21 protein-coding genes are annotated in these 25740 nt (G+C 45.8%); 5 read left to right on the forward strand and 16 right to left on the reverse strand.

What is annotated here, in order from left to right:
- Positions 1–294 precede the first annotated feature (294 nt).
- Positions 295–1290: an integron integrase gene (locus C8R11_RS08320; RefSeq protein WP_107795307.1), complete on the forward strand. Its 996-nt coding sequence runs from the start codon at positions 295–297 to the stop codon at positions 1288–1290.
- Positions 1291–1405: 115 nt separating this feature from the next.
- Positions 1406–2404, forward strand: a complete 999-nt coding sequence (locus C8R11_RS08325; RefSeq protein ID WP_107795308.1) for a YheT family hydrolase — start codon at positions 1406–1408, stop codon at positions 2402–2404.
- A 12-nt stretch (positions 2405–2416) separates the two neighbouring features.
- Here the strand turns inward: C8R11_RS08325 and trhP are convergent, their stop codons facing one another.
- Positions 2417–3787 carry a prephenate-dependent tRNA uridine(34) hydroxylase TrhP gene (trhP, locus tag C8R11_RS08330; protein ID WP_090702113.1) on the reverse strand — a complete coding sequence of 457 codons (1371 nt, stop codon included), beginning with the start codon at positions 3785–3787 and terminating at the stop codon, positions 2417–2419.
- A 97-nt stretch (positions 3788–3884) separates the two neighbouring features.
- On the opposite strand from trhP, the gene dnaE reads away from it, so the two are divergent.
- On the forward strand, positions 3885–7400 hold the full coding sequence (gene dnaE, locus C8R11_RS08335; protein WP_107795309.1) for a DNA polymerase III subunit alpha: 3516 nt from the start codon (positions 3885–3887) through the stop codon (positions 7398–7400).
- An 18-nt stretch (positions 7401–7418) separates the two neighbouring features.
- Here the strand turns inward: dnaE and odhB are convergent, their stop codons facing one another.
- The 15 genes from odhB to C8R11_RS08415 form a co-directional block, all read right to left on the reverse strand.
- Entirely contained in the window at positions 7419–8744 is a 1326-nt protein-coding gene (gene odhB / locus C8R11_RS08340) for a 2-oxoglutarate dehydrogenase complex dihydrolipoyllysine-residue succinyltransferase (protein WP_107795310.1), read from the reverse strand.
- A gap of 15 nt (positions 8745–8759) precedes the next feature.
- The gene (locus C8R11_RS08345; RefSeq protein ID WP_107795311.1) at positions 8760–11624 is read right to left on the reverse strand and encodes a 2-oxoglutarate dehydrogenase E1 component; all 2865 of its coding nucleotides are present in this window, start codon (positions 11622–11624) and stop codon (positions 8760–8762) included.
- Positions 11625–11646: 22 nt separating this feature from the next.
- Positions 11647–12945, reverse strand: coding sequence for a citrate synthase (gene gltA / locus C8R11_RS08350; RefSeq protein ID WP_107795312.1), 1299 nt, complete (start codon positions 12943–12945; stop codon positions 11647–11649).
- 103 nt (positions 12946–13048) lie between these two features.
- Entirely contained in the window at positions 13049–13282 is a 234-nt protein-coding gene (locus C8R11_RS08355; protein ID WP_090702125.1) for an FAD assembly factor SdhE, read from the reverse strand.
- Positions 13279–13974 (reverse strand): succinate dehydrogenase iron-sulfur subunit, encoded by a 696-nt coding sequence (locus tag C8R11_RS08360; protein ID WP_090702128.1) that lies wholly within the window; start codon positions 13972–13974, stop codon positions 13279–13281. Before C8R11_RS08360 ends, C8R11_RS08355 begins: the two co-directional genes overlap by 4 nt.
- A gap of 157 nt (positions 13975–14131) precedes the next feature.
- The gene (gene der / locus C8R11_RS08365; protein ID WP_107795313.1) at positions 14132–15529 is read right to left on the reverse strand and encodes a ribosome biogenesis GTPase Der; all 1398 of its coding nucleotides are present in this window, start codon (positions 15527–15529) and stop codon (positions 14132–14134) included.
- Positions 15530–15613: 84 nt separating this feature from the next.
- On the reverse strand, positions 15614–16834 hold the full coding sequence (bamB, locus tag C8R11_RS08370; protein WP_244907608.1) for an outer membrane protein assembly factor BamB: 1221 nt from the start codon (positions 16832–16834) through the stop codon (positions 15614–15616).
- Positions 16835–16845: 11 nt separating this feature from the next.
- A complete protein-coding gene (locus C8R11_RS08375; protein ID WP_090702133.1) occupies positions 16846–17484 on the reverse strand; it encodes a YfgM family protein in 639 nt (212 codons plus the stop codon).
- A 61-nt stretch (positions 17485–17545) separates the two neighbouring features.
- A complete protein-coding gene (gene hisS, locus C8R11_RS08385; RefSeq protein ID WP_107795315.1) occupies positions 17546–18808 on the reverse strand; it encodes a histidine--tRNA ligase in 1263 nt (420 codons plus the stop codon).
- On the reverse strand, positions 18808–20049 hold the full coding sequence (gene ispG, locus C8R11_RS08390; protein WP_107795316.1) for a flavodoxin-dependent (E)-4-hydroxy-3-methylbut-2-enyl-diphosphate synthase: 1242 nt from the start codon (positions 20047–20049) through the stop codon (positions 18808–18810). Before ispG ends, hisS begins: the two co-directional genes overlap by 1 nt.
- A 69-nt stretch (positions 20050–20118) precedes the next feature.
- Positions 20119–21210, reverse strand: coding sequence for a helix-turn-helix domain-containing protein (locus tag C8R11_RS08395; protein ID WP_107795317.1), 1092 nt, complete (start codon positions 21208–21210; stop codon positions 20119–20121).
- Positions 21207–22022, reverse strand: a complete 816-nt coding sequence (pilW, locus tag C8R11_RS08400; RefSeq protein WP_107795318.1) for a type IV pilus biogenesis/stability protein PilW — start codon at positions 22020–22022, stop codon at positions 21207–21209. The genes C8R11_RS08395 and pilW overlap by 4 nt, the downstream gene beginning before the upstream one ends.
- The gene (rlmN, locus tag C8R11_RS08405) at positions 22019–23158 is read right to left on the reverse strand and encodes a dual-specificity RNA methyltransferase RlmN (protein WP_107795319.1); all 1140 of its coding nucleotides are present in this window, start codon (positions 23156–23158) and stop codon (positions 22019–22021) included. The genes pilW and rlmN overlap by 4 nt, the downstream gene beginning before the upstream one ends.
- A gap of 32 nt (positions 23159–23190) precedes the next feature.
- Positions 23191–23616: a nucleoside-diphosphate kinase gene (gene ndk / locus C8R11_RS08410; RefSeq protein WP_090702146.1), complete on the reverse strand. Its 426-nt coding sequence runs from the start codon at positions 23614–23616 to the stop codon at positions 23191–23193.
- A gap of 70 nt (positions 23617–23686) precedes the next feature.
- Positions 23687–24094 (reverse strand): rhodanese-like domain-containing protein, encoded by a 408-nt coding sequence (locus tag C8R11_RS08415; RefSeq protein WP_181258206.1) that lies wholly within the window; start codon positions 24092–24094, stop codon positions 23687–23689.
- Positions 24095–25063: 969 nt separating this feature from the next.
- On the opposite strand from C8R11_RS08415, the gene C8R11_RS16700 reads away from it, so the two are divergent.
- Positions 25064–25273 (forward strand): hypothetical protein, encoded by a 210-nt coding sequence (locus C8R11_RS16700; RefSeq protein ID WP_244907609.1) that lies wholly within the window; start codon positions 25064–25066, stop codon positions 25271–25273.
- Between the two features lie 66 nt (positions 25274–25339).
- Positions 25340–25618 (forward strand): cation:dicarboxylate symporter family transporter, encoded by a 279-nt coding sequence (locus C8R11_RS16705; RefSeq protein WP_244907610.1) that lies wholly within the window; start codon positions 25340–25342, stop codon positions 25616–25618.
- Positions 25619–25740 lie beyond the last annotated feature (122 nt).

The following is a 25740-nucleotide window of genomic DNA, read 5'->3' on the forward strand; positions in this document are numbered from 1 at the left end:
TTGGGGTGAGCAATTTCATCGAGTAGACCGCCATTTTCGATATAGAAAACGATTTCTTCGAAAGAAACGCCTCTTTCCGCAATTAACTGCTCATTCTTCTCCGCATTCCAATTGTAGAAATTCATTGCACAAAGAATAGCACAAATGTGTGCATTTTGTCATCACGCGGGAGTTTCTGCTAACGCAATGTATACGACTTTTTGTCTAATAATCTTGCAGCAAATGTCGTATAACCATGGTGATTATTAATTAACATTTTGTATTCTAACTTAAGTTCTCCATTGAATAAGACAAATGACACAAGAAAATACGACAATGCCACCCGCTAAAAAACTGCTTGAACAAGTACGTGAGAAAATAAGATACAAGCACTATAGTTTAAGCACGGAAAAAACCTATATTTCATGGATTAAACACTATATTATTTTCCATGGCAAACGCCATCCGGCTGATATGGGAGCGGTTGAAGTGGAAAGGTTTTTAACCTACCTGGCAAATGATCGGCATGTATCCAGTTCTACACAAAATCAGGCATTATCGGCAATCCTGTTTCTGTACCGGGATGTTCTGGCATTGAAATTGCCTTGGCTGGGTAGTTTCGAACGATCCAAAAAACCACAGCGCTTGCCGGTGGTATTGACACAATCGGAAGTGCAGGCGCTGTTGAGCGAAACTGCAACTGCGCCGGAACCGGTTGGTTTAATTTTCAGAATGTTGTACGGAACAGGCATGCGTTTAATGGAAGCTGTTAGATTACGCGTCAAGGATGTTGAGTTGACGCGCCAGGAAATCGTAGTACGTGATGGCAAGGGCGGCAAGGATCGCGTGACGATGCTGCCCGACAGCTTATTGGAAGCCATGCGCCATCAGCTTGCGAAGCGCAGGGAATGGCATGAAAATGACCTTAAAATGGGCAAAGCAGATGTCTGGCTACCGAATGCACTGGCTGTTAAATATCCCAATGCGCCCAAGAAGTGGGGTTGGCAATATGTATTTGCTGCCAGAAAATATTCCATTGATCCGCGCAGTCAAGCCGAGCGCCGTCATCATATCGATGAGAAGCAGGTGCAGCGCTATGTCAAAAAAGCAGCGCAGGCGGCAGGTGTTGTCAAGCCGACATCACCGCATACCTTGCGTCACAGTTTTGCAACGCATATTCTGCAGGCCGGATATGACATCCGCACGGTACAGGAATTGTTGGGACATAGCGATGTTTCAACGACGATGATCTATACGCATGTTTTGAACAAAGGTAGCAAAGCGGTAGTCAGTCCACTGGATAATCTGTAACTGACCGGCCTGGCGAATACGCCCTGATAGCCCCAATATCTAATCCAAAGAATTCGAGCCATCTTTCACTTACAAAATGCTAAACTCCCCACAGTCTCAACAATAAGAATGCCACATGAAAACCGATTCAATCCCGTTCTATACCGAACCTTATGTTGCACCGAAATGGCTGCCTGGCGGTAATGCGCAGACTATTTACCCGTATTTTATGCGGCAGGCACAGTTTGCTTATCGCCGTGTGCGCTGGGAGCTGGATGATGGTGATTTTGTCGATGTTGACTGGTTGGACGGCAATACCGATGCACCCCTGGTCGTTATTTTTCACGGGCTGGAAGGCGGTTCCAGCAGCCATTATATTCGCAGCATTAAACGTATATTGCAGCAGTATGGCTGGCACAGCGTGGTGATTCATTTTCGGGGTTGTTCCGGTTCCCCGAATCGGTTAGCGCGCGCTTATCATGCCGGTGATTCGGCAGAAATTGACTGGATGATCAAACGCATTGTGCAGGAAACCAGGCAGGCCAATAATGATGCGCAGCCGGTGTATGCCATTGGTGTCTCTCTGGGTGGCAATGCATTGCTAAAATGGCTCGGTGAACAAGGCGGGCAGGCAAAAAAATGGGTTAATGGCGTGGCGGCGATTTCGGTACCGCTTGATCTCGCCGCAGCGGGCGCCGCCCTGGATGCTGGGTTTAACCAGGTTTATACGCGTCATTTTCTCAGTACGCTGAAATACAAAGTACTTGAAAAGCTGGAAAAATTTCCAGGCCTGTTTGACGCCCGGGCACTGTCGAAGTGCAGTTCCATTTACGAGTTTGATAACCTGGTAACCGCGCCCCTGCATGGCTTTCGCGACACGGACGATTACTGGCAAAAATCGAGTAGCAAACAATGGCTGCCGCATATTCAAGTACCTGCTTTAGTCATCAATGCGCTCAACGACCCTTTTATGCCCGCTTCAGTTTTACCGACGCCCGCTGAAGTCTCACCGGCTGTGACACTGGAATATCCCGAAGAAGGCGGCCACGCCGGTTTTATACAGGGACCTTTTCCTGGCAGACTGGAATGGCTGCCAAGAAAAATCGTCAGTTTTTTTTATCACCAGTGCAAGTGACACGGGTAACTCTTATAAAAACCGCGCAATAAACGCGTTTTTGACTGCTTTTGTCATCGGAATTTTGACACGATGACCGCTGCCCGGTGCAGCAAATACCGACTTACCTTTGGTATCATGCATCTGCGTTAATTCAACAACCTGATTGCCGGATGGATGAATGATCTCCAGACGATCGCCCACCTGAAAACGGTTTTTAACCAGCACTTCCGCCATGCCGCTGGTTTCATCAAATCCGGTAATATCACCGACATACTGACTGCGGCTGGATTCCGAGTAACCACGCAGGTAATTCTGTGTCTCGTGGGTCTGATGGCGCTGGTAAAAACCGCTGGTATACCCGCGATTCGCCAATCCTTCCAGTTCACCCAGTAACGCGGGATCAAATGCCCTGCCAGCGGTGGCATCATCAATGGCTTTTCGATAAACCTGCGCCGTCCTGGCGACATAATATAAAGACTTTGTTCTGCCTTCAACTTTAAATGAATCAACGCCCATTTTGACCAGCTGCTCGATATGCTCAACCGCGCGCAGGTCTTTTGAATTCATGATATACGTGCCGTGTTCGTCTTCCATGATCGGCATGAGCTGGCCGGGCCGCTCTTTTTCTTCAATCAGATAAACCTGGTCAGCTGCGGGATGACGGGTAAAGCCCCGTTGTTGATCCATCTGGTTGTTTGATTCCTGCATAGCCTGGTTAAAATCAAAATCTATTGTCGCTGCAGCTTCCCTGGCCTGGATATCGCCATTTCCACTTTCCTCTGCTGCAGTCACTTTATAGTCCCAACGGCAGGAATTGGTACAGGTGCCCTGATTTGGATCACGGTGATTAAAATAGCCGGATAACAGGCAGCGCCCGGAATATGCAATGCACAACGCGCCATGCACAAACACTTCCAGTTCCATGTCCGGGCATAAATCGCGTATCTGCGCAATTTCGTCCAGCGACAATTCACGCGAAAGAATGACGCGCGTCAAGCCGATTTTCTGCCAGAACTTTACACCCATGTAATTGACTGTGTTTGCCTGTACGGAAAGATGGACAGGGATATCGGGCCATTTTTCGCGTACCATCATAATGAGTCCGGGATCGGCCATGATCAGTGCATCCGGTTTCATGGCAATGACCGGTTCCATATCCGCCAGATAGGTTTTTACTTTTGCGTTATGCGGCATGAGATTGCTGGCGACAAAGAATTTCTTACCCAGGGCATGCGCTTCGGCAATACCGGTCTTCAGCTGCTCCAGCACAAATTCGTTATTACGCGCCCGCAGGGAATAACGCGGCTGCCCCGCGTAAACTGCATCGGCGCCGTAAGCGTAAGCAGTGCGCATTTTTTCCAGTGAACCGGCGGGAAGTAATAGTTCGGGAGTCGTCAACATAATGTAAAATTAAAATCCATATGTAATAGAAAAAACATGACATGGTTGCTGTCATAACTTGAACAATCAATCCACGCAGTTTTCAATTGTACCACTTATGTCCCTAATTTCTGCTGCACCGGCGTTTATCCACTTACGATTACACAGTGAATTTTCAATTGTGGACAGCACCATCCGGATTCATGACGTCATTGCAAAAGCGGTTGAAAACCAGATGCCTGCTTTAGCGCTTACAGATCTGGCAAACTTGTACGGCATCGTAAAATTTTATCAAAATGCCCGCAAAAACGGAATTAAACCGATTATAGGCTGTGATGTCTGGATCACCAACGAGACAGATCGCAGCAAACCGGTACGCATTTTACTGCTATGCCAGTCATATCCCGGCTATTTGCTGCTTTCGCGCTTGTTAACACGTGCCTATCTTGAAAATCAGGCGCATGGCAGAGCTGAGATTCGCTTGTCATGGCTGCAGGCCGAAGAAAATGGCACAAGGGGACTCATCGCAATATCAGGCGCACGGTTTGGCGGTATCGGCCAATCTATTTTAATCAATGATCTGCAGCAGGCAGAAAAACAGGCGCAGGACTGGGCCGAGATTTTTCCGGATCGGTTCTATATTGAGATACAGCGCGATGGGCATGATCAGGCGGAATACCTGCTGCAGCAATCGCTGATCATCGCCGCCAAACTCAACCTGCCTGTGGTAGCTACACAGTCGATTCAATTCCTTGCGCCTGATGACTTTGAAGCGCATGAAGCGCGAGTGTGTATTGCCGAAGGTTATATTCTCGCCGACCGGCGCCGCCCTAAACGATTTACCCGACAGCAGTATTTCAAGACTCAACAGGAAATGACCACGCTTTTTGCCGACATCCCGTCCGCATTGGCTAACAGCATTGAAATCGCACAGCGCTGCAATCTGGAACTGGAACTCGGCGTCAACAAACTGCCGCAGTATCCGACGCCTAACAATGAAAGTCTCGAGGAGTACCTGCGCAGCCAGGTAAGCATAGGGCTGGAGAAGCGCATGCAGGTCTGTTTTCCTGATGAAGATGAGCGTCACAAGCAGCTGTCCAAATATCAGACACGCCTGGAATTTGAGGTGGACACTATTATCACCATGGGTTTTTCCGGTTATTTTCTCATCGTGGCTGATTTTATTAACTGGGCCAAACGTAATAACGTACCGGTCGGTCCGGGTCGGGGATCGGGCGCAGGTTCGCTGGTCGCTTTTTCGCTGGGCATTACGGATCTTGATCCGTTGCGCTATGACCTGCTGTTTGAACGCTTCCTGAACCCAGAACGTGTTTCGATGCCTGATTTCGATATTGATTTTTGTCAGGACAGGCGTGAACGGGTAATTGATTACGTCAAACAGCGGTACGGAACGCAAAGTGTTTCCCAAATAATAACCTTTGGCACCATGGCAGCCAAGGCAGTTATTCGCGACATCGGCCGCGTGCTTGACCTTCCTTATAACTTCGTCGATCAACTGGCAAAGCTGGTGCCTTTTGAAATCGGCATGACACTCAAAAAAGCACGCCAGCTCGAACCGCAGTTAAATCAGCGCGCCAGCGAAGAAGAGGATGTGCGCAATTTGCTGGAGCTGGCGGAAAGGCTTGAAGGTATTACGCGCAATATAGGCATGCATGCAGGCGGCGTGCTCATTGCACCGGGCAAAATCACTGATTTTTGTCCGATTTATTGTACCGAATCAACCGAGTCTGTAGTCAGTCAACTGGACAAGGACGATGTTGAAAAAATAGGTCTGGTTAAATTCGATTTTCTCGGGCTGCGGACACTGACCACATTGGATCGGGCAGTCAGTTATATCAATCACCGCAACACATCTGAAACACCGCAAAATAAGGCTTTTTCACTGGTTTCACTTCAACTTGACGATGCAGCCACCTATGGACTGCTCAGACAGGGCAATGCTATCGGTATTTTTCAATTTGAATCACGCGGTATGAAAGATTTGCTGCAAAAAGCAAAGCCCGATCGTTTTGAAGACATTATCGCATTGGTCGCACTTTACCGGCCCGGACCGATGGATTTGATTCCTGATTTCATAGAACGCAAACATGGCAAGAAAATTGATTATCTCGACCCACGCCTTGAACCGATTTTAAGCCCAACCTACGGCATCATGATTTATCAGGAACAAGTCATGCAAATCGCACAGGTAATCGGCGGCTACAGCCTGGGCAGCGCCGATCTGTTACGCCGCGCCATGGGCAAGAAAAAAGTCGAGGAAATGGCGCAACAACGCGATATTTTTGTATCCGGAGCAGTCAAAAACGGACTTGAGGAAGACAAAGCCACGGAACTATTCGGTCTGATGGAGAAATTCGCCGGTTATGGCTTTAACAAATCGCATGCCGCCGCATATGCGCTGATCGCTTATCAAACAGCCTATCTGAAAACGCATTATCCATCAGAATTTATGGCTGCCTGTTTGTCGGCTGATATGGACGATACTGACAAAGTACATATCTTTATTGAAGACAGCCTGGCAAACAGACTCACTGTGTTACCACCCGATATCAATCTTTCAGATTATCGTTTTGTGCCTGGTGACAACAATACAATTCGATACGGTCTGGGTGCGGTCAAAGGTACCGGTGAATCGGCAATCAATTCAATCATCAAAGTACGCGAACAAAGCAGTGCTTTCTCCAGCCTGTTTGATTTTTGTAACCGGGTAGACCGGCGTATCATCAACCGCCGCGTGATTGAATCACTGATTCGAGTCGGCGCATTCGATTGCCTGAATGAAAACCGCGCCAGCCTGCTGGCGTCCGTCGGCATTGCTATCGAGGCAGCGGAACAATCCAGCCGCGCCGCAAACCAGACCAGCCTGTTTGGCAGTCAGGATGATCTGACGCTGCAACCCACATTGATTGCAGCTAAGCACTGGAGTGATCGGGAAAAGCTGCAACAGGAAAAACAGGGGCTTGGTTTTTACTTCAGCGGACACCTGTTCGACACATATATCGACGAGATCAGGCCTTTTGTCCGCACTTCACTCGATCGATTGAATCCACAACGCGAAACACAGCTGCTGGCAGGTATTATTCACGCTGTGCGCGTTCAAATGACACGACGCGGCAGAATGGCAATCATCAGCCTGGATGACGGCAGAGCTAATATCGAGTTGATTGTTTTTGATGAATTGTTTAATGAAAATCGTAACTGGCTGAAGGAAGATCAATTACTCATTGCAGAGGTCAAAGTCGGCATTCGCGGTCAATATGGCAATAATGAAGGCAGCGAAGAATTGCGCATCACGGCGGAAAAATTATACGATCTGGCCAGTATTCGCACTCAATTTGCCAAACGAATCAAACTTCACTGTAATCCCGACACGCTCCCGGCAGCCGCCACATTGAAGACACTGCTGATGCCCTACTCCAATCAGGACCAATCCGATCATAATGACCGCGTCAGTGCCGGACAATCGTCTTGTCCGGTTTCTCTGGTTTACCGGAACCAGGAAGCCGCGTGTGAAATTATCCTGGGCGAAAACTGGCAGGTCAACCTGCAGGATCAATTGCTGCAAACACTCACCCGGCATTTCAAGGCCGAGAATGTTGAGATTATTTATTAGTTTCTGAGATGCTGCTGATTACTGATCTTCCAATAAAGGACTCATAGGATATTCCAGCGCCTCTTTCATCGCAACCAGTGATAACACCGCATCACGCCCGTCAACAATACGATGATCATAAGAAAGTGCCAGATAATTCATGGGCCGGATTACGATCTGTCCGTTTTCCACCACAGGCCTGTCCTTGGTCGCATGAATGCCTAAAATTGCACTTTGCGGTGGATTGATAATCGGTGTTGACAGCATGGAGCCAAATACGCCGCCATTGGTAATCGAAAATGTACCACCGGTTAATTCTTCAATGGTCAATTTGCCATCACGCGCACGCTTGGCAAAGTCTGCAATCTGCGTTTCGATTTGCGCAAACGTCAAACGGTCCGCGTTACGGAGAATCGGAACCACGAGTCCGCGCGAACTACCCACGGCAATCCCGATATCATAATAATCATGGTAAATAATTTCATTGCCTTCAACCGATGCATTGACGATGGGATATTTTTTAAGTGCAGCGACAACCGCTTTTATAAAAAAGGACATAAACCCGAGCTTAACGCCATGCTCCTTCTCAAATTCGTTACGATAACGCTCGCGCAGATTAATCACGGCCTGCATATTCACTTCGTTAAATGTCGTCAATATCGCCGCTGTTGATTGCGATTGTAAAAGCCTTTCTGCAATACGCATACGCAACCGCGACATGGTGACCCGGCGATCAATGCGTTCACCTGATTCACCGGATTCTGTGGTATCAGCAGGTTGCGCAGCCTGTTCCTGACCGGCGCTGTCTTCATCCGCCTCAACAGCGTTGTTTTCTGTCTTATGCTGTTGTATATAAGCCTGCACGTCTTCACGGGTAATGCGCCCTCCACGGCCTGTCCCCTTGATCGACTTCGTGTCCGACGCTTTCAACTGATTTTCTTCTACCAGTTTACGAGCAGCAGGCATCAACATTGGAATCGTTGGGTCGGCTTTTCTTTTGGTTTTATCAGTTTCGGTTTCTTCCTGCTCATCATCCGTTGCAGCATCTGATTCATTTTTTGATGCGGCTGCGGATTCAGTGTCAGACTCAGCCGTTTCAGCTTCAGCTTCAGTTTCAGACTCAGCCGCTTCCGTATCAATGGTTGCTATGACTTCCCCGCTTGTCACTGTAGCGCCGTCACCTTTTACAATTTTTTTTAAAACACCTGCATGAGACGCGGGCAATTCCAGTACAACTTTATCCGTTTCAATATCAATTAAATTTTCATCGCGCTCAACATGTTCACCTTGTTTTTTGTGCCATGAAACCAGTGTCGCTTCTGCCACCGATTCAGATAACATGGGTACTTTAACTTCAACTAACATAGTGTCCCCTTTTTTCTAAATTTTATCCCGGAATGCTGCCTCAATCACTTCTTTTTGTTGCATTTTATGTATCGCCAGATAGCCGACTGACGGTGATGCGGATGAGGGCCGCAATGCATAACCCAATATCTGGCTCGGTTTCATATTCCGCAGCAGGTAATGCTGGATGCGGTGCCAGGCACCCTGGTTACCGGGTTCCTCCTGACACCAGATGATTTCTTTTGCTTTGTTGTAACGTTTGATTTCCTGCTTGAAATCTTCGTGTGGGAATGGATAAAGCTGCTCGAGTCTGATAATAGCCATATCGGTTATCTGGTTTTCCTGACGATACGTCCTCAGCTCATAATAGATTTTTCCACTGCATACAATAATGCGTTTAACATTCTTCGGTTCCAATTCCTCAACTTCCGGAATGACCGGATAAAAGACACCTTCGGCCAGTTCTTCAAGACTCGACACCGATTCCTTGTGCCGTAACATGCTTTTTGGACTCATGATGACCAGAGGCTTGCGTAGGGGGCGTATCATTTGCCGGCGCAGTAAATGATACATTTGCGCCGGAGTTGACGGCACACACACCTGAATATTGTAATCCGCACAAAGTTGCAAATAACGTTCGAGGCGGGCAGATGAATGCTCGGGCCCTTGTCCTTCATAACCATGCGGCAGCAGCATCACCAATCCGCACAGACGTCCCCATTTGGCTTCGCCGGATGCGATGAACTGATCAATGACAACCTGCGCGCCATTGGAAAAATCACCGAACTGCGCTTCCCAAACCACCAATTCATGCGGCTGCCCGGTGGCATAACCATATTCAAATCCCAGCACGGCCTCTTCTGACAAAATTGAATCAATGACAACAAAATCGGGTTGATCTGGTGTGATATGTCGCAAGGGAACGTAAATATTTTTGTCTGCAAGCGATGTATCTTGATTATGCAGTACTGCGTGCCGATGAAAAAAGGTTCCGCGGCCTGAATCCTGTCCGGAGATGCGTATCGGAAAACCCTCATAAAGCAGCGCCGCATAGGCCAGATTCTCCGCCATACCCCAGTCCAATGGCAGATTCCCTTCTCCCATTGAACGTCTGTCTTCAATAATTTTTTCAACACGCTTATGCAGAATGAATTTTTCCGGAATATCAGTCAGGCGCACAGCCAGTTGTTTAAGGGTATCAAGAGAAATACCTGTTTTAACCGGCTGGTTCCACTTGAAAGGTTTCTTGAATGCCGCCCAGTTGACTGAATAAGGGGATTTGTAGTTGTAGCGAATATTTTTATTCGGGTTAATGCCGGCATCCATTGCTTCTCGGTAAGCCTGGGCCATGGCATCTGCTTCATTCGGTTTAATAATGCCTGCGACTTCAAGTTTTTCGGCATAACGCTGGCGCGTCCCGGGATGCTGGTTGATGATCTGATACATTTTGGGTTGTGTAACCATCGGATCATCCTGCTCATTGTGTCCCAGGCGGCGAAAGCATACCATGTCGATCACGACATCTTTATGGAACTGCATGCGAAAATCCAGCGCGAGCTCGGTAATCATAATGACTGCTTCCGGATCATCGCCATTTACATGAAAAACAGGTGCCTCGACCATTTTAGCTACATCAGTGCAATACAGCGTGGAGCGGCTGTCACGCGGATCCGACGTGGTAAAGCCAATTTGATTGTTAATGATAATATGGATAGTGCCGCCTGTACCATAACCGCGTGTTTGCGACAGATTCAGTGTTTCCATGACAACACCCTGACCGGCAAATGCAGCATCGCCATGAATTAAAACCGGTATTACTTTATCGCCTTGCCTGTCACGTAAACGATGTTGACGTGCACGCACGGAACCTTCCACGACCGGATCAACGATTTCCAGATGTGATGGATTAAACGCTAAAGCAAGGCGTACTACGCCACCTGGCGTGGTAATGGCTGAAGAAAAACCCTGATGATATTTGACATCGCCAGAGGGCAGATCCTGCGCATATTTTTCTTCAAATTCACGAAACAGGTCCGCGGGCATTTTTCCCAGTGTATTGACCAGCACATTCAATCTGGCTCGATGTGCCATACCAATAACAATTTCGTCGACACCTGATTTGCCGGCAGAATTTATCAAACCGTCGAGTAGAGGAATCAGACTTTCATTACCTTCTCCCGAGAAGCGCTTCTGGCCAATATAACGGGTATGCAGATACTTTTCCAACCCTTCAGCAGCGCTCAATCTTTCCAGAATATGTTTTTTGTATTCAATGCTGTAATCTGGGTTGGAACGTTTTGTTTCCAGCCTGCTCTGTATCCAGCGTTTTTGCTCAACCGATGAAATATACATATATTCAGCGCCGATTGAACCGCAATAGGTTTCTTTGAGTATCTGCAGAATTTCCCGCAAAGGCGCATGATCCGGTCCTGCCAACGAGCCTGTATTGTATACAGTATCCAAATCATTATCCGTGAAACCGAAATTAGCCGGATCAAGCTCAGATCGATACGGTTTCGAGTCGGTTTGCAAAGGGTCCAGCGATGCCTGGCTCAGGCCCAGATAGCGATACATGTTAATTAACTGCAGCACCGCAACTTGTTTGCGGTCATTGGTATCCGAATGCGCCGTTTGGATCACTTCGGGCAAAACGATCATACGGTCGGCATCTTCACCTTTCTTGGTGTCTCTGTTCTCTTTGGCCGGTTGCGATTCATTTGTGACGACAGCGCTTTTTAGTAGCTGACTGACTGGCAATCCTTGCGTTTGATGAATCGTGTCAAAATATTCGCGCCATGAGGGCTCAACTGAAATGGGATTATGCAGATATTCCTCATAAATTGCCTCGATAAAAGGCGCATTTGAACCAAATAACGGAGAATCCTGCAACTGCTTATTCATATCCGGCAGTCTCAGTCAATAATTATTTACGAAAATCAGCAGGTACATCACGCATCGGTGTACCTGTGTACAATTGGCGCGGACGTCCGATCTTGTAATCCGGATCAGAAACCATCTCATTCCATTGTGCGACCCAGCCAACCGTCCGCGCCATTGCAAAGATCGCGGTAAACATGATGGTTGGAATACCCATCGCACGTTGTACGATGCCCGAATAGAAATCAACATTCGGATACAATTTTCTGGTAATAAAATAGTCGTCTTCCAACGCAATCCTTTCCAGTTCAAGCGCCAGTTTGAACAAACGGTCATTCTGTAATCCGAGCACATTTAAGACTTCGTGACAGGTTTCACGCATCAGTTTTGCACGGGGGTCAAAATTTTTGTATACCCGGTGTCCAAATCCCATCAAACGATAATTTTCATCTTTACTTTTGGCACGCTTGATATATTCGTTTATACGCGAGACATCACCAATTTCCTCAAGCATATGTAAGCAGGCCTCATTCGCACCACCATGAGCCGGTCCCCACAAACAAGCGATACCTGCAGAAACACAAGCAAATGGATTAGCGCCGCTTGATCCGGCCAGGCGTACTGTAGATGTAGAAGCGTTCTGTTCATGGTCGGCATGCAAAATCAAAATGCGATCCAAAGCACGTACAATTTTGGGGTCAGCCTTATAATCTTCCGTCGGTAATGAAAACATCATGTGTAAAAAATTTTCAGCATAACTGAGATTGTTACGCGGATAGATATAGGGCTGGCCAATATTATATTTGTATGCCATCGCTGCGATGGTCGGCAACTTGGCAATCAAACGCATTGCAGATAACTCCCGATGACTTGCATCGGAAATATCCATAGCCTCATGATAAAAAGCCGACAAGGCACCTACCACACCAACCATTACCGCCATTGGATGCGCATCCCGACGAAATCCACTATAAAACTTGACCAGTTGCTCATGCAGCATCGTATGATGCTTGATATCCTTGTCAAAGCTGGCTTTTTCACTCTCTTTGGGCAGTTCTCCATGCATCAGGAGATAACAAATTTCGACAAAGTCGCATTGTCTTGCAAGCTGTTCGATCGGGTAGCCGCGATATAACAGAATACCCTTATCACCATCAATGAAGGTTATTTCGGAACTGTTACTGGCGGTAGATAGAAAACCAGGATCATAAGTAAATAATCCACTTTTGGCATGCAACTTACGAATATCCACTACATCCGGCCCCATGGTACCTGACATGACGGGAAGTTCTATGGGTTCACTGCCGACTCCAAGATTCAAGGTTGCTGTACCTTTCTGTGCCATTTTACTTCTCCACGTATTACAATAGTTAACTTACTGGGCGCTGTTTCATCTCATTACAGCTGCTTTGCAGACACTCAGATGTTTTCTGTTTCAATGTGCACACTTAGCTTTTCTGTAGCAATTTTAATACCGGTAACAGATCATCGTCCATGACTGCCTTTCTTGCGCAAATCAAATCCCATAAATCATTATCAGCAAGTGATAACAAACTTTCAAACTGCATTATTTCTTCTTTACTTAACTGACGGTAATATTGATCCATAAAACGCTGAAGAACTATGTCTAATTCCAACATCCCACGCCGGCAGCGCCAGCGTGCGCGTTCGAATCCTTTCATACCGTTCTTTTTACCATCATATCTTTAATTTTACCAATCGCATTAGTTGGATTGAGTCCTTTCGGGCAAGAAGCTACACAATTCATGATGGAGTGACAACGAAAAAGGCGGTAGGGATCTTCTAAATAATCGAGTCGTTCCGCTGTCGCCTGATCGCGGCTGTCCGCCAAAAAACGGTATGCTTGCAATAAACCCGCGGGACCAACAAATTTGTCCGGATTCCACCAAAATGACGGACAAGCAGTGGAACAACATGCGCATAAAATACATTCGTAAGCGCCCTCCAGTTCGGCACGTTCCTCTGGTGATTGCAAGCGCTCTGTTTCCGGTGGCGGGTTATGATTGATTAAATACGGCTTGATAGCGTGATATTGATTGTAAAACTGTGTCATATCGACAATCAAATCACGAATAACCGGTAACCCAGGGAGTGGACGCACTTCTATAGGTTCACGTAATGTTTTTAACGGCGTGATACATGCCAAACCATTACGTCCGTTGATATTCATGCCATCCGACCCGCAAACACCCTCGGTACAGGAGCGCCTCAAACTCAGGCTGTCGTCAACAGATTTGATTCGTATGAGCGCATCCAGCAACATTTTGTCAGTTGCGGCCAGCTCGATATCATAATCCTGCATATAAGGTTTTTCATCTTTTTCAGGATCATAACGGTAAACAGAAATTTTCATCGCTGACTCCTATACCTCTATGTTGACATTAATTGCGCAACTGAATGCGCGACCACAAGAATTAAGATGCAGTTTAACAGATGGACAGCAATATGGTACAGGGCATATCCCAAAGCGGCTGACGAGAACCAGTACTCCCGCTACTTCTCAAATTTTATTAACCGTATTTCTTCCGGTTGCGCCGACGTCGATTATGCGCACGCCGCGCTTCCATTTCAGTGAGCGGAGCGGCTTTTTTATGGGCATAGGGATTGTGTCCGACTTTGAATTCTATTCGTAAGGGCGTGCCCGCCAGATTAAAAGCCTCTCGAAAAAAATTCTCCAGATAACGCCGATATGTTTCAGGTACATGATCCAGCATACTTCCGTGAATGACAATCAGCGGCGGGTTTGATCCCCCTTGATGCGCATAGCGTAATTTAGGCCGTGACATACCACCGCGGGGCGGTGCATGCTTTTCAACCGCTGTATGCAAGGCACGGGTTAGTCGTGGCGTAGACAAGTCGGCCATTGCAGCAGCATATGTCTGATCAACGGATAAAACCAGTTTTTGTAAACCGGTGCCCTCCAAAGCGGATATGTAGTGCAATTTGGCAAAACCAAGGAAGCTCAGTTTACGGGAAAGTTCTCTTTTAATCACCTCACGCTGATAACCATCAAGCCCGTCCCATTTATTCACAGCCACTACCAACGCACGGCCTGATTGCAAAATAAAATCAGCGATATGCGCATCCTGTTCGCTAATCTCGCTTCTGGCATCCAGCACCAACACTACTACATTGGCGTCTTCTACTGCCTGCAATGTCTTGATGGCTGAAAATTTTTCAACTGTTTCCTTAACCTTCCCCCTGCGTCGCAGCCCGGCAGTATCGATAAGCGTGTAATGCTTATTGTTATGTTCAAAATCGATATAAATGCTGTCTCTGGTTGTACCGGGCTGATCAAAGGCGATTACCCGTTCTTCGCCGAGCAAGGCATTAATCAGAGTTGATTTACCGACATTCGGACGGCCGACAATAGCAATTTTCGGATACCTGTGCTCATTTTGTGCTTCTTCGAATTCGGGAAATTCAGCTAGCGCAAGCGCCGCCAGTTCATTGACATGGTCACCATGCAACGCCGAAACCGCATAAGGCTCACCAAGACCCAGTTCATAAAACTCAGCGGTAACTACTGCGGCAGACATGCCTTCTGTTTTATTAACAATCAACAGGATTTTCTGATCTTTTCTCCGCAATTGCTCGGCGATGATTTTGTCTTGTGCAGTCACACCCTGACGGCCATCAACAATAAAAAGCACTTTATCTGCTTCATCAATTGCCTGTAAGGACTGTAGCGCCATCGCATGCATAATCCCATCTTTGACTACCGGTTCCAGGCCGCCAGTATCCATGACCAGATAGGGTTTATCCCCTACTCTGCCGTGACCATAATGCCGATCCCTGGTTAAACCGGGAATATCTGCAACCAAGGCATCTCGACTGCGTGTCAGGCGGTTAAACAGCGTGGATTTACCCACATTGGGGCGACCGACCAGAACAAGTGTGGGTTTCATCTTATTTGGATATGATTACTTTACCAGTACGTTACGAAGAAAAAGTTTTTGCAAGAGCTACTTGGAATCTTATCAGATGAAAATTCAAAATTTGGAATTAAATGCGAAAATTCCGCCATTAGCAGTCTGTACAATGAATCCGCCGGGGATCCGCTGCGGCTGTGACAATATGGCGCCGCCATCTGTTGCCGCACGCGCCAGCACCACGCCATCATAATTTCTCAGGATGTTGACAAAACCCTTATCGTCACCAAGCACAATAAAATGACCATCTACTAAAGGTGCGGTCAGTCTTTTGCTACCCAGTTTGCCTTGCTTCCACATCCCAGCGCCACTTCTTTTATCATACGCAGCTAACACGCCATTGTCTTCAGTGACATAAACATAATCACTATCCATTGCCAAACCAGCACTGCTGGAAGATTCACGTGCCCAAATCTGGGTGCCGTCAATGACTTGAAAACAACCTACCCGCCCTTGATAAGCAGCCGCACAAACAAGCCGATCATCAATAGCCGGCGAGCTGGTAATATCAGTCATTCTTTCAAGTTCGGTTACGCCGCGCGGCTGAGATACTACGGCTTCCCAACCCACATTGCCGTTAAACAAGCTCATAGCCACCATTTTACCACCAGCAAATCCTGCAAAAACAGCACCTTGGGTAATTGCAACACCTGCTGAACTGCGCACCGTTAATGTTGGTGTAGCACCCTGATAAACCCATTTTCTCTGGCCATCAACAGCATCAAGTCCGTAGATTCTCGCATCTGCCGTTCGTACAACAACAATATCGCTATTTACCTGGGGCAGGCCCAATATTTCACTGCTGACCTGTGCCTTCCACAGAGTATGGCCAGCCGTGTTATACGCAAGTACTTCACCCTTGGAAGTCCCCATCAGCAGTATGCCTTCACCGACGCCAACACCTGCAGAAAATGGATATTTAGTTTTAACAGTCCATATTTCTTCACCTGTATGCGGATCCAGACTTACCAGTAGTCCTTTTTCATCAGCCGCATAAATAGCATTATCTTCGTAGACAGCATGAAATCGGGCTATCCCGCTCTCCCCTACGCGACTTTTCCACAAAAGCGGTATTTCATCAAGCGCATTCAGTGCAGCCAGTTCTTCTTCGTCGATAACAACTTTTTTTTCCCGTTCAAATAATTCAGCAACTTGATAGCCAAATGATTCGAACATTTTTGGGTTAAAAGGTGATGGCAGGCTACTGCAACCACCAAGAAGAAACATGACCGCTAAAACCCATAGATAGCGTTTTCGCCACAACACTTCAGTTCTCGACAAGACAAATATGCTCAGTCAGATTCTCCCAATGCATCCAGTTTCATCTGTACGATATTGAAATAGCTATTATTTTTGTTGAGATTGTTGATTGCAGCCTGGTAGGACAGTCGCGCTTCTTCTATTTTTCCCGAGGCCAGTAGCACATCACCTTTTAAATCGTCATACAATCCTGAAAAGGAATCAATATGTTTAGTATTTAAATGACGTAACGCTTCATTGTAATTTTCTTCGTCAAACAAAACACTGGCTAGTCTCAATCGAGCCAAATCCTTCATTTCAGGCTCTTTAGCATGATCGAGTATCCACTGTAGCTGCGTTTTCGCTCGTTGCATATCACCTGCTTTTATGCTTGACCTGGCTGCAATCAATGCAGCGCGTGGGGCATAACCACTGGATGGATATCCTTCTGTTAACAAATGCGCTGCATCGCTGATTTTTTCAAAATCTTCTGTTGTCTGCACTTGTTTGAGCAAGACATACAAATCAGCCGCCTGCTGTGCCTGCTGTTGCTGATAGTATTTCCAGACCTGCGTGCCGCCAAAGGTTGCCATCATTACCGCCAGGACAACTGTTATAGCAGTCCCAAATCTGTTCCACCATGCTTTAATACCTTCAATTTTATCTTCTTCTTCGCGATTATATGTTGCCATTATATTTCCCTGAAATAGTTACTATTCACATGAAAAAAATAAAACACAGCTGACGCTTCGTTCATTTTGTTTTTATCAACTCACTCACAGTATTCAAATCGACTCTTGCCTGTTCGATAGCTTCACGTAACGGTTTAAGTGTCACAGCCTGCGCCAACGCTTCATCGTCGCCAATAACTAACGCATAACGCGCCCCACTGGCATCAGCTTTTTTCATTTGTGATTTAAAACTGCCGCCACCGCAATGAAGAATAACCTGACAGTTTTCATTGCGTAAGAACTCTGCCGCCCGCCACGCGTAATCCATCGCCCGCTCACCCTGGTGCACTATGTAGACATCGGGTACAGGATGCGCTATTTCCTTACCGCATTCCTGCATCAACGCCAGTAACCGCTCTATTCCCATGGCAAAACCGCAAGCTGGTGCAGGCTTACCTCCTACCTGCTCGACAAGTCCATCATAACGGCCACCTGCGCATACCGTACCTTGCGCGCCGAGTTTATCAGTGACCCATTCAAAAACCGTGCGATTATAGTAATCCAGTCCTCTGACCAGACGCAGATTGATTTCAAAATTGACCCCCTGCTCGCGCAAGATGTGCTGCAATGTTTCAAAATGAATACAGGATGGTTCGTCTAGATCATCAATAAGCTTGGGTGCGTGCTCGATAATTGATTGCATTTCCGGATTCTTGCTGTCTAGGATACGCAGCGGATTCGAATGCAACCGCCTGTTTGCATCTTCATCCAACCGATCTGCATGTTGTTCAAAATATTTAATCAGCCTCGCACGGTGCAAGGCTCTGGATTCCGAACTGCCCAGCGTACCAATTTCAAGACGTAAACCAGTAATGCCCAACATTTGCCACAAGCGAGCACACATGATGATTAATTCAGCATCAATATCAGGTCCGGAAAAACCTAACGCTTCCACACCAACTTGATGGAATTGCCGATAGCGTCCTTTTTGCGGTCTCTCGTGGCGAAACATCGGACCGGAGTAAAAGAGTCTTTGCGGACTTCCATATAACAGATTATGCTCGATAACAGCACGCACACAGGATGCAGTACCCTCAGGGCGCAGCGCTAAACTGTCATTATTGAGATGATCGACAAAACTGTACATCTCTTTTTCAACAATATCAGTCACTTCACCGATAGAACGAACGAACAAATCGGTTTGTTCAACAATCGGCGTACGAATATTTCGATAACCATACATCGCCAGCCAATCTTGCACAGTCTGCTCGAAAAAAAACCATTGATGGGCCTCGTCGGGAAGAATGTCATTCATCCCACGAATCGCTTTTATAACTTTAGCCATTACCCAGCTTTTCTCGGATATTTTTCCTGAACGTAATTTTCGACAATCTGGCGAAATTCTGCGGCAATATTGTCACCTTTTAAAGTGACTGTTTTCTCACCATCCACATAAACAGGCGCTACCGGGCTTTCACCAGATCCTGGTAGACTGATGCCGACATTGGCATGTTTGCTCTCTCCCGGGCCATTCACTACACAACCCATGACCGCCAGAGTCATATTCTCAACTCCTTCATACTGCTCACGCCACACAATCATCTCTTCACGCACATACCCCTGAATACTTTCAGCCAGTTCCTGAAAATACGTGCTGGTCGTTCGACCACATCCGGGACAGGCAGCAACCAACGGTACAAAGGCGCGCAACCCCATGGTTTGTAGAATTTCCTGAGCAACGATGACTTCCCGTGAACGCGACCCGCCCGGCTCAGGTGTCAATGAAATCCGTATTGTATCCCCGACACCTTCCTGCAAAAGTATCGACAAAGCAGCTGTGGATGCGACAATTCCTTTGGAGCCCATCCCGGCTTCCGTCAGTCCCAGATGCAGCGCATAATCACAGCGAGCAGCCAATTCCCGGTAAACCATGATTAAATCCTGTACACCACTTACTTTGCAAGACAACACAATCCTGTTACGCGGCAATCCGATTTCCTCCGCTTTTGCAGCGCTTTCCAGCGCTGAAGTTATCAGTGCCTCACGCATAACATAAGTCGCATCCTTAGGATCACTGGAACTGGCATTCTCATCCATAATCCGCGCGAGCATTTCTTGATCAAGGCTCCCCCAGTTAACACCGATACGGATCGGTTTGTCATATTTGCACGCTGTTTCGATCAGGGTTGTAAATTGCTCGTCACGTTTTTTACCTTTACCGACATTGCCAGGATTAATCCGAAACTTGGCCAAAGACTGCGCACACTCAGGATAACTGGTAAGCAACTTATGACCATTAAAGTGAAAATCACCGACCAATGGCACATGGCATCCCATGTCATCCAGTCGCTGACGAATATCTGGCACCGCTTTAGCCGCATCGGCAGAATTAACGGTTATGCGAACCAACTCCGAACCGGCACGTGCTAATTGCGCAACTTGTTCTGTAGTGGCGACCACATCAACGGTATCCGTATTGGTCATTGATTGCACAACAACTGGAGCGCCTCCTCCAATTTTAATTGACCCGACGTCAACACCGACACTTGAACGCCGTCGCGAAGTTAAACTTTTTTGGGATGTCATAGATTATTTTGTATCATTCTCGATATTCAAGAAACAGTAGACAGTAAAAACCATTGCTTACAGGATTGATTATTCAAGCATTAATTGTGCACTGCCATTTTGTGTATTGGTATAAGGTTTAATATCAATCTGCCTATCATTATAGGTGACTTCTACAGCCGACGCATCGCTGATAACAACCGACAAGGGTTTTTTTCCACTGACTCTCTGTTGCGTTCCCTGATTATTATTTTGTTCAAAAACAATATCATTGTTACCGTCTGTAACTTTGACATGCGCATCGGCGGAAAAATTAAAAGTAAGCGTTCCAAATGTATTGATTGCGGATACAGCACCCATCGATGTTAGAGAATTCTGCTTGAACTGCGTAGCCTCCTCCGGTTTCTCTGATAATTTCAAAGATGGCAACGGTAATTGTAGTTCAACAGCTGTCTGGCCATTTTCCTGCTGTATTACGAGATCTGTGCTTTGTTCTGTCTGTTGCCAGAACGGTATTTTCTCATATAGGAAGTAGCCGGTTAATGCCAGAAATATCATTATGATAATAATGAATAAAGTACTATTTAGCTTTTTGCCATCTCTCGATGAGGACGTCATTTCCTGAACTTTAAATGGCGTATGCTCAACATTAGCAACAACTGTTGTCGGTCCAGGCAACAATTTTACGATTGCAGCAGCATCCAGTTGCATCAGATTCGCGTAATTACGAACAAAACCACGCACAAAAGTACGCCCTGGCAATTCTTCGAAATTTTCTTTTTCAATTGATTCAACCTGATGGATAGATATCCGCAACTGGCGTGAAATATCATCAACACTCATATTTTTAGCTATACGCGCATTACGTAACATATGGCCAACACCTTGAACAACACTTGCAGAGTTCAGTGTCTCATCTTTATATGCCTCAGAGTGATCTTCTGTTTTTAAGAACCGGCTGATTTCAGACTCAGTCTCTACAGCTGTTCTCCGGGCTGCATAATCATCAGCAGCGTTGTCAAATTTGTGCAGATTCTGAATTGGGTCCCGAACGGCTTCTGGAACCACAGACCCTGATCCTATACCAACTTTATTATTTCTTTCACTTTGTTCCGTTACAGCATCCTCCTGATTACCATCTCCAGATTGTTTGTTTTTGCTGTTATCCATATGATCATTCATTTCAAAGCACCTTCTCTTACAGCTTTGGCTTCTTTAGAATTAGGGAAATTTTTTTGTAATTGAAAAAGATAACTTTCCGCCGCTCGTGAATTACCAGCAGCCTGTTCTATTTGTACTCCCAGCCACAACCCTCTGGCTATCGGCTGAAATTTTTGAATGAATTCGGATAGTTTTGAGCGAGCCATTGCAACGTCCCCTCTTTGAAAATCTATTTCAATCAATCCTACCAATGCAGGCCTATAGTTGGGTTGAAACGAGAGCGACTCACGAAAATATAAAGATGCCTCAGAAAAATTGTTTCGTTTCAGCTCGCAAATACCCGCATTGGCATGAGCAATATGGCGAGTATCATAGAGCGGATCTCGCAACGCCGTAATAAAATGACGAATCGCTCTATCCATTTGCTCAGGGAGTCGCTGACACAAAAACCAGCCATAGTTGTTATGTATTTCGGGATTGCCTGGTTCAAATCTCAATGCACGCTCAAAGTAAGACTGCGCCTTACCATCTTCTTCCAGTTCCATATATATCAATCCAAGCATACTAAAAGCAGGTGCATAATCGGCGCTTGATTTCAGCGCTTCGTCGATTTCTTCAAGTGCCACCTTATATTGCCCACGATAGAAATATTCGGCAGCCAGTTCTGTATGAATCCGCGCACTCTTCTCAGCACGCGCAGCAATCTGATCCGGAGTCAGGCTCGCTTTTGTAGGTTCATGCACGCAACCGACTAAAAAAACACTTAGTAGCAAAACAACAAACCCGACTAATCCTAGATGCTTGATAGAAACGTACCCTGTTGATAACTTCATCGCATCGATTCCAGGGTAATTTTGCCTGTTCGGCGTGTTTTATCACGCACCTGTCCGGCCAATTGACCGCAAGCAGCTGCAATATCATCTCCCCGTGTCTTACGTACCGTTGTCACCAGTCCAGCTTGCATCAGGATATCACGGAAAACACGAATCGACTCTGACGATGAACGCTTAAATTCAGAATTCGGGAAAGCATTAAAAGGAATCAAATTAAATTTGCAGGACACATCCTTAACCAGTTTCACCAATTCTTTTGCATGGGAAACACTGTCGTTAACACCATCCAGCATTACATATTCAAATGTAATAAAATCTCTTGGAGCAACTTGTAGATAACGCTGGCATGCTGCCAACAGCGCTTTAATCGGATATTTTTTATTAATGGGCACCAGATAATCACGCAGAGCATCATTCGGGGCATGCAGTGATACCGCCAAGGCCACCGGACAACGCTCACGCAACCGGTCCATTGCAGGAACCAACCCTGATGTGCTGACTGTCACACGCCGCCTGGATAGTCCATAGGCATGATCATCCAACATCAGGTTCAATGCGGTTACCACATTTTCAAAATTTGCAAGCGGCTCACCCATGCCCATCATCACGACATTGCTGACCATGCGTGGAGAATGCAATGTCTGCGGCACGAATGAGTCCTGTTGAGCTAGAAGTGAGGATTGAATGTTTGTGCTTTCCCTAAGCAATTTATCGGCTAACCACAACTGACCGACAATTTCAGCTACTGTCAAATTACGATTGAATCCTTGTTTCCCCGTAGAACAGAAAGCACAGGCCAAGGCACAGCCAACCTGACTGGAGACACACAATGTGCCACGATTTGTTTCGGGTATGAAAACACTTTCGATACCATTACTTGCTCCAACAGATAGCAACCATTTGCGCGTGCCATCAGCAGCAGTATGATCACGTATTATCTCCGGCACTGAAATAACGGTAAGCTTTGAAAGCTTTTCTCTTAATTCTTTCGCCAGATCACTCATTTCAGCAAAATCAGATCTGCCAAACTGATGTATCCATTTCAATATTTGCCTGGCGCGAAAAGGCTTCTCACCGATTTCTGTTAAGAAATCAATGAGACCTTCTCTATCATAATCTAGTAAATTAACTGTCACAAATTATTTTGAATACATAGAAATTATCGAAATTAACGGGTATATATTTCCAATGTTGGAAAAAAACAGGAAATTTCAACAGCGGCCGTCTCAGGCGCATCTGAACCATGCACGGCATTCGCATCAATACTGTCAGCAAAATCTGCACGGATTGTTCCCTTTTCGGCCTTTTGAGGATCCGTTGCTCCCATCAACTCACGATTTTTTCTGATAGCGTCCTCTCCTTCTAACACTTGCACCATCACAGGACCGGAAATCATAAATTTAACCAGATCATTAAAAAAGGGGCGCTCACGATGTATTGCATAAAACTGTTCTGCTTCAGCTCTGGAAAGCTGAGTCATGCGTGCGGCAATTATTTTTAATCCATTTGATTCAAAACGTGAATAAATCTGACCAATCACATTTTTTGCTACTGCGTCTGGTTTGATAATGGAAAAAGTTCTTTCAATTGCCATCAAATAACTCCAATAATATTAGTTAATTAAATGCGTATTTTACCAAAAAAACAGTATGAAATCAGGAAAACTAATATTCCGCCGCCTGCCAGGCTTTATACCCTTCACGATAATAAAATACTTTTTCCCATCCCCACAGAACCGCCTGTTCCGTAGCCATAGCGCTGCCGAGACACGTTATACCATTACAATAAAAGATAACTGCCACATCCTTGGCTGCAATTTTGCTTAAGTTTTTGGCCGAAAAGTCATCGCTTTTAACAGAAAGATGATACGCACCAGGCAGATGTCCTTTGTCAAAATCAGATTTACCGCGCACATCGACAAAGGGATAGCCTCGATCCAACAATAATTTGGCTGTTCCTGTTGAAATAGTATGTGCGCCAATTATTTTTTCTGGTGCAATTTTGTCAGCTTTAAGATTTTGAACTGTTAATAGTACGAATAAAGTAAATAGTAATAGGAAATAGTTTTTCATAATGTTAATTCTTACAGCGCGATAGTGGTAGCAGGTATTGTATGCCATACTAGGTTCTGGCAAAAAACTACTTTTATAAATTCTATCTAAAAAATATGTAGTGAAATCACTACTCTTAAGACGACAAAGCTGTAAATCGCAATAAAATTGGAGTTTTTCGCCTATTGCCCAAAATACAACTCCCAGATTTGGGATCTGATAATCTCAATAATCAATTAGATCTGTGATGAAATAAAGCCACTTCAACAACTAACCAGTTAAACCGCAGAAAAGGCGTTCACCATCTTTGACGAGTTATTGAAAAACGCTTTCGCAGCAGACGTTACAAGGAAAAACTGGCGACAAAAACGAAGTATAGTCTTAAAAATTAAGCATGTTAATGCTAGCTCATTTCTGAATGCTTTTGTAAAAAATATAATTGACTCATATTCATAAATACCATATTTATCATATTATTAGTTATATAGAGATCATAACAGAGTGACCAAGTGCTTCAAAACGGCCAATCTCTCATTTTTGCCATTTTCAAGGTAAATAAACGACTAGTACTTGATGGATGCAACCTGTGACCCAATAAAACCGGTGCATACCGGATTGCTTGTAAACAGCATGGTCATAACAACCAAAGTCAAACCAGACTCAAGAAATGTAGCATATCGAAAATGATATAAAAACATAAACATATACACGATTGCATGAAAGAAACTGACAATAACAAAATGTCCTCAAAAGCGCGTTGACTACAACATACATTTGCTTGTACATGGCCAAACTGAGACGCACATTATTCATTGACTTACTTCGTATAGTATTGATTACACTCGTGTTTACATCGATTATTGCCAGCGTTCCCAATCTGCGTGCTCACCGGCGAATGAATCGGGTATAGCAAGGAACGCTTGGATTCTTTGTGTTAACAATTTGGCTGGCGCTTCTGCTGGGTTTGGCAGGCACTAACCAGCTGAAACCATGCGGCGGACTATAACTGGCCATGGTTCAGTAAGCTTTGCAGAATTTTCAAGCTACACAAAGGTCATCAGCAGAGTTTTTGGTGCATTTCTTCATTCATTGTTCCAACCCCCGATCGCAGCACTGACGCATGGCAATGTACTGGCCGTTGTGGAATTTGCTTTATTGCTGGGAATTGCATTGGTGGTCATCGTTATCGAAATATTCTGATATTGATGCAGGAGTTTCTGAAATTGATTCTAATACTGGAAGGAAGGATCAAGCGTCTCGTACCATTTGGCATTACTATTACAGCTGGTGACCGCAGAGGATACCAACCTGCTCACCACTTTAATCAAGTTTGTTGCAATCGTAACAGGCACCACATTACTGCATGGCCTGTTAGTACTACCTTTAACTCTTTATCTGACAACCGGCATGACATCGTTTAAATTCTGGCAGGGTATACGTGAAGCGCTTATTACCACTTTCGCCACCAGCTCCAGCGTCGAGCAACATCTGCACGTTAAACGCGATATTGCGGGATTTATTATTCTCCACTCGGCACCACGATGAATATGGGCGACACCGCTCTATACGAGGCCATTACAGTACTTTTCATCGCGGGTCAGGTGGGTATCGAGAGCTAAAAGTTTGATCTAACAGTTGATTGTATTCGTTAATGTCATGTCAGCTGC

Source organism: Nitrosomonas aestuarii, from assembly GCF_003046585.1.
Taxonomy (GTDB): domain Bacteria; phylum Pseudomonadota; class Gammaproteobacteria; order Burkholderiales; family Nitrosomonadaceae; genus Nitrosomonas; species Nitrosomonas aestuarii.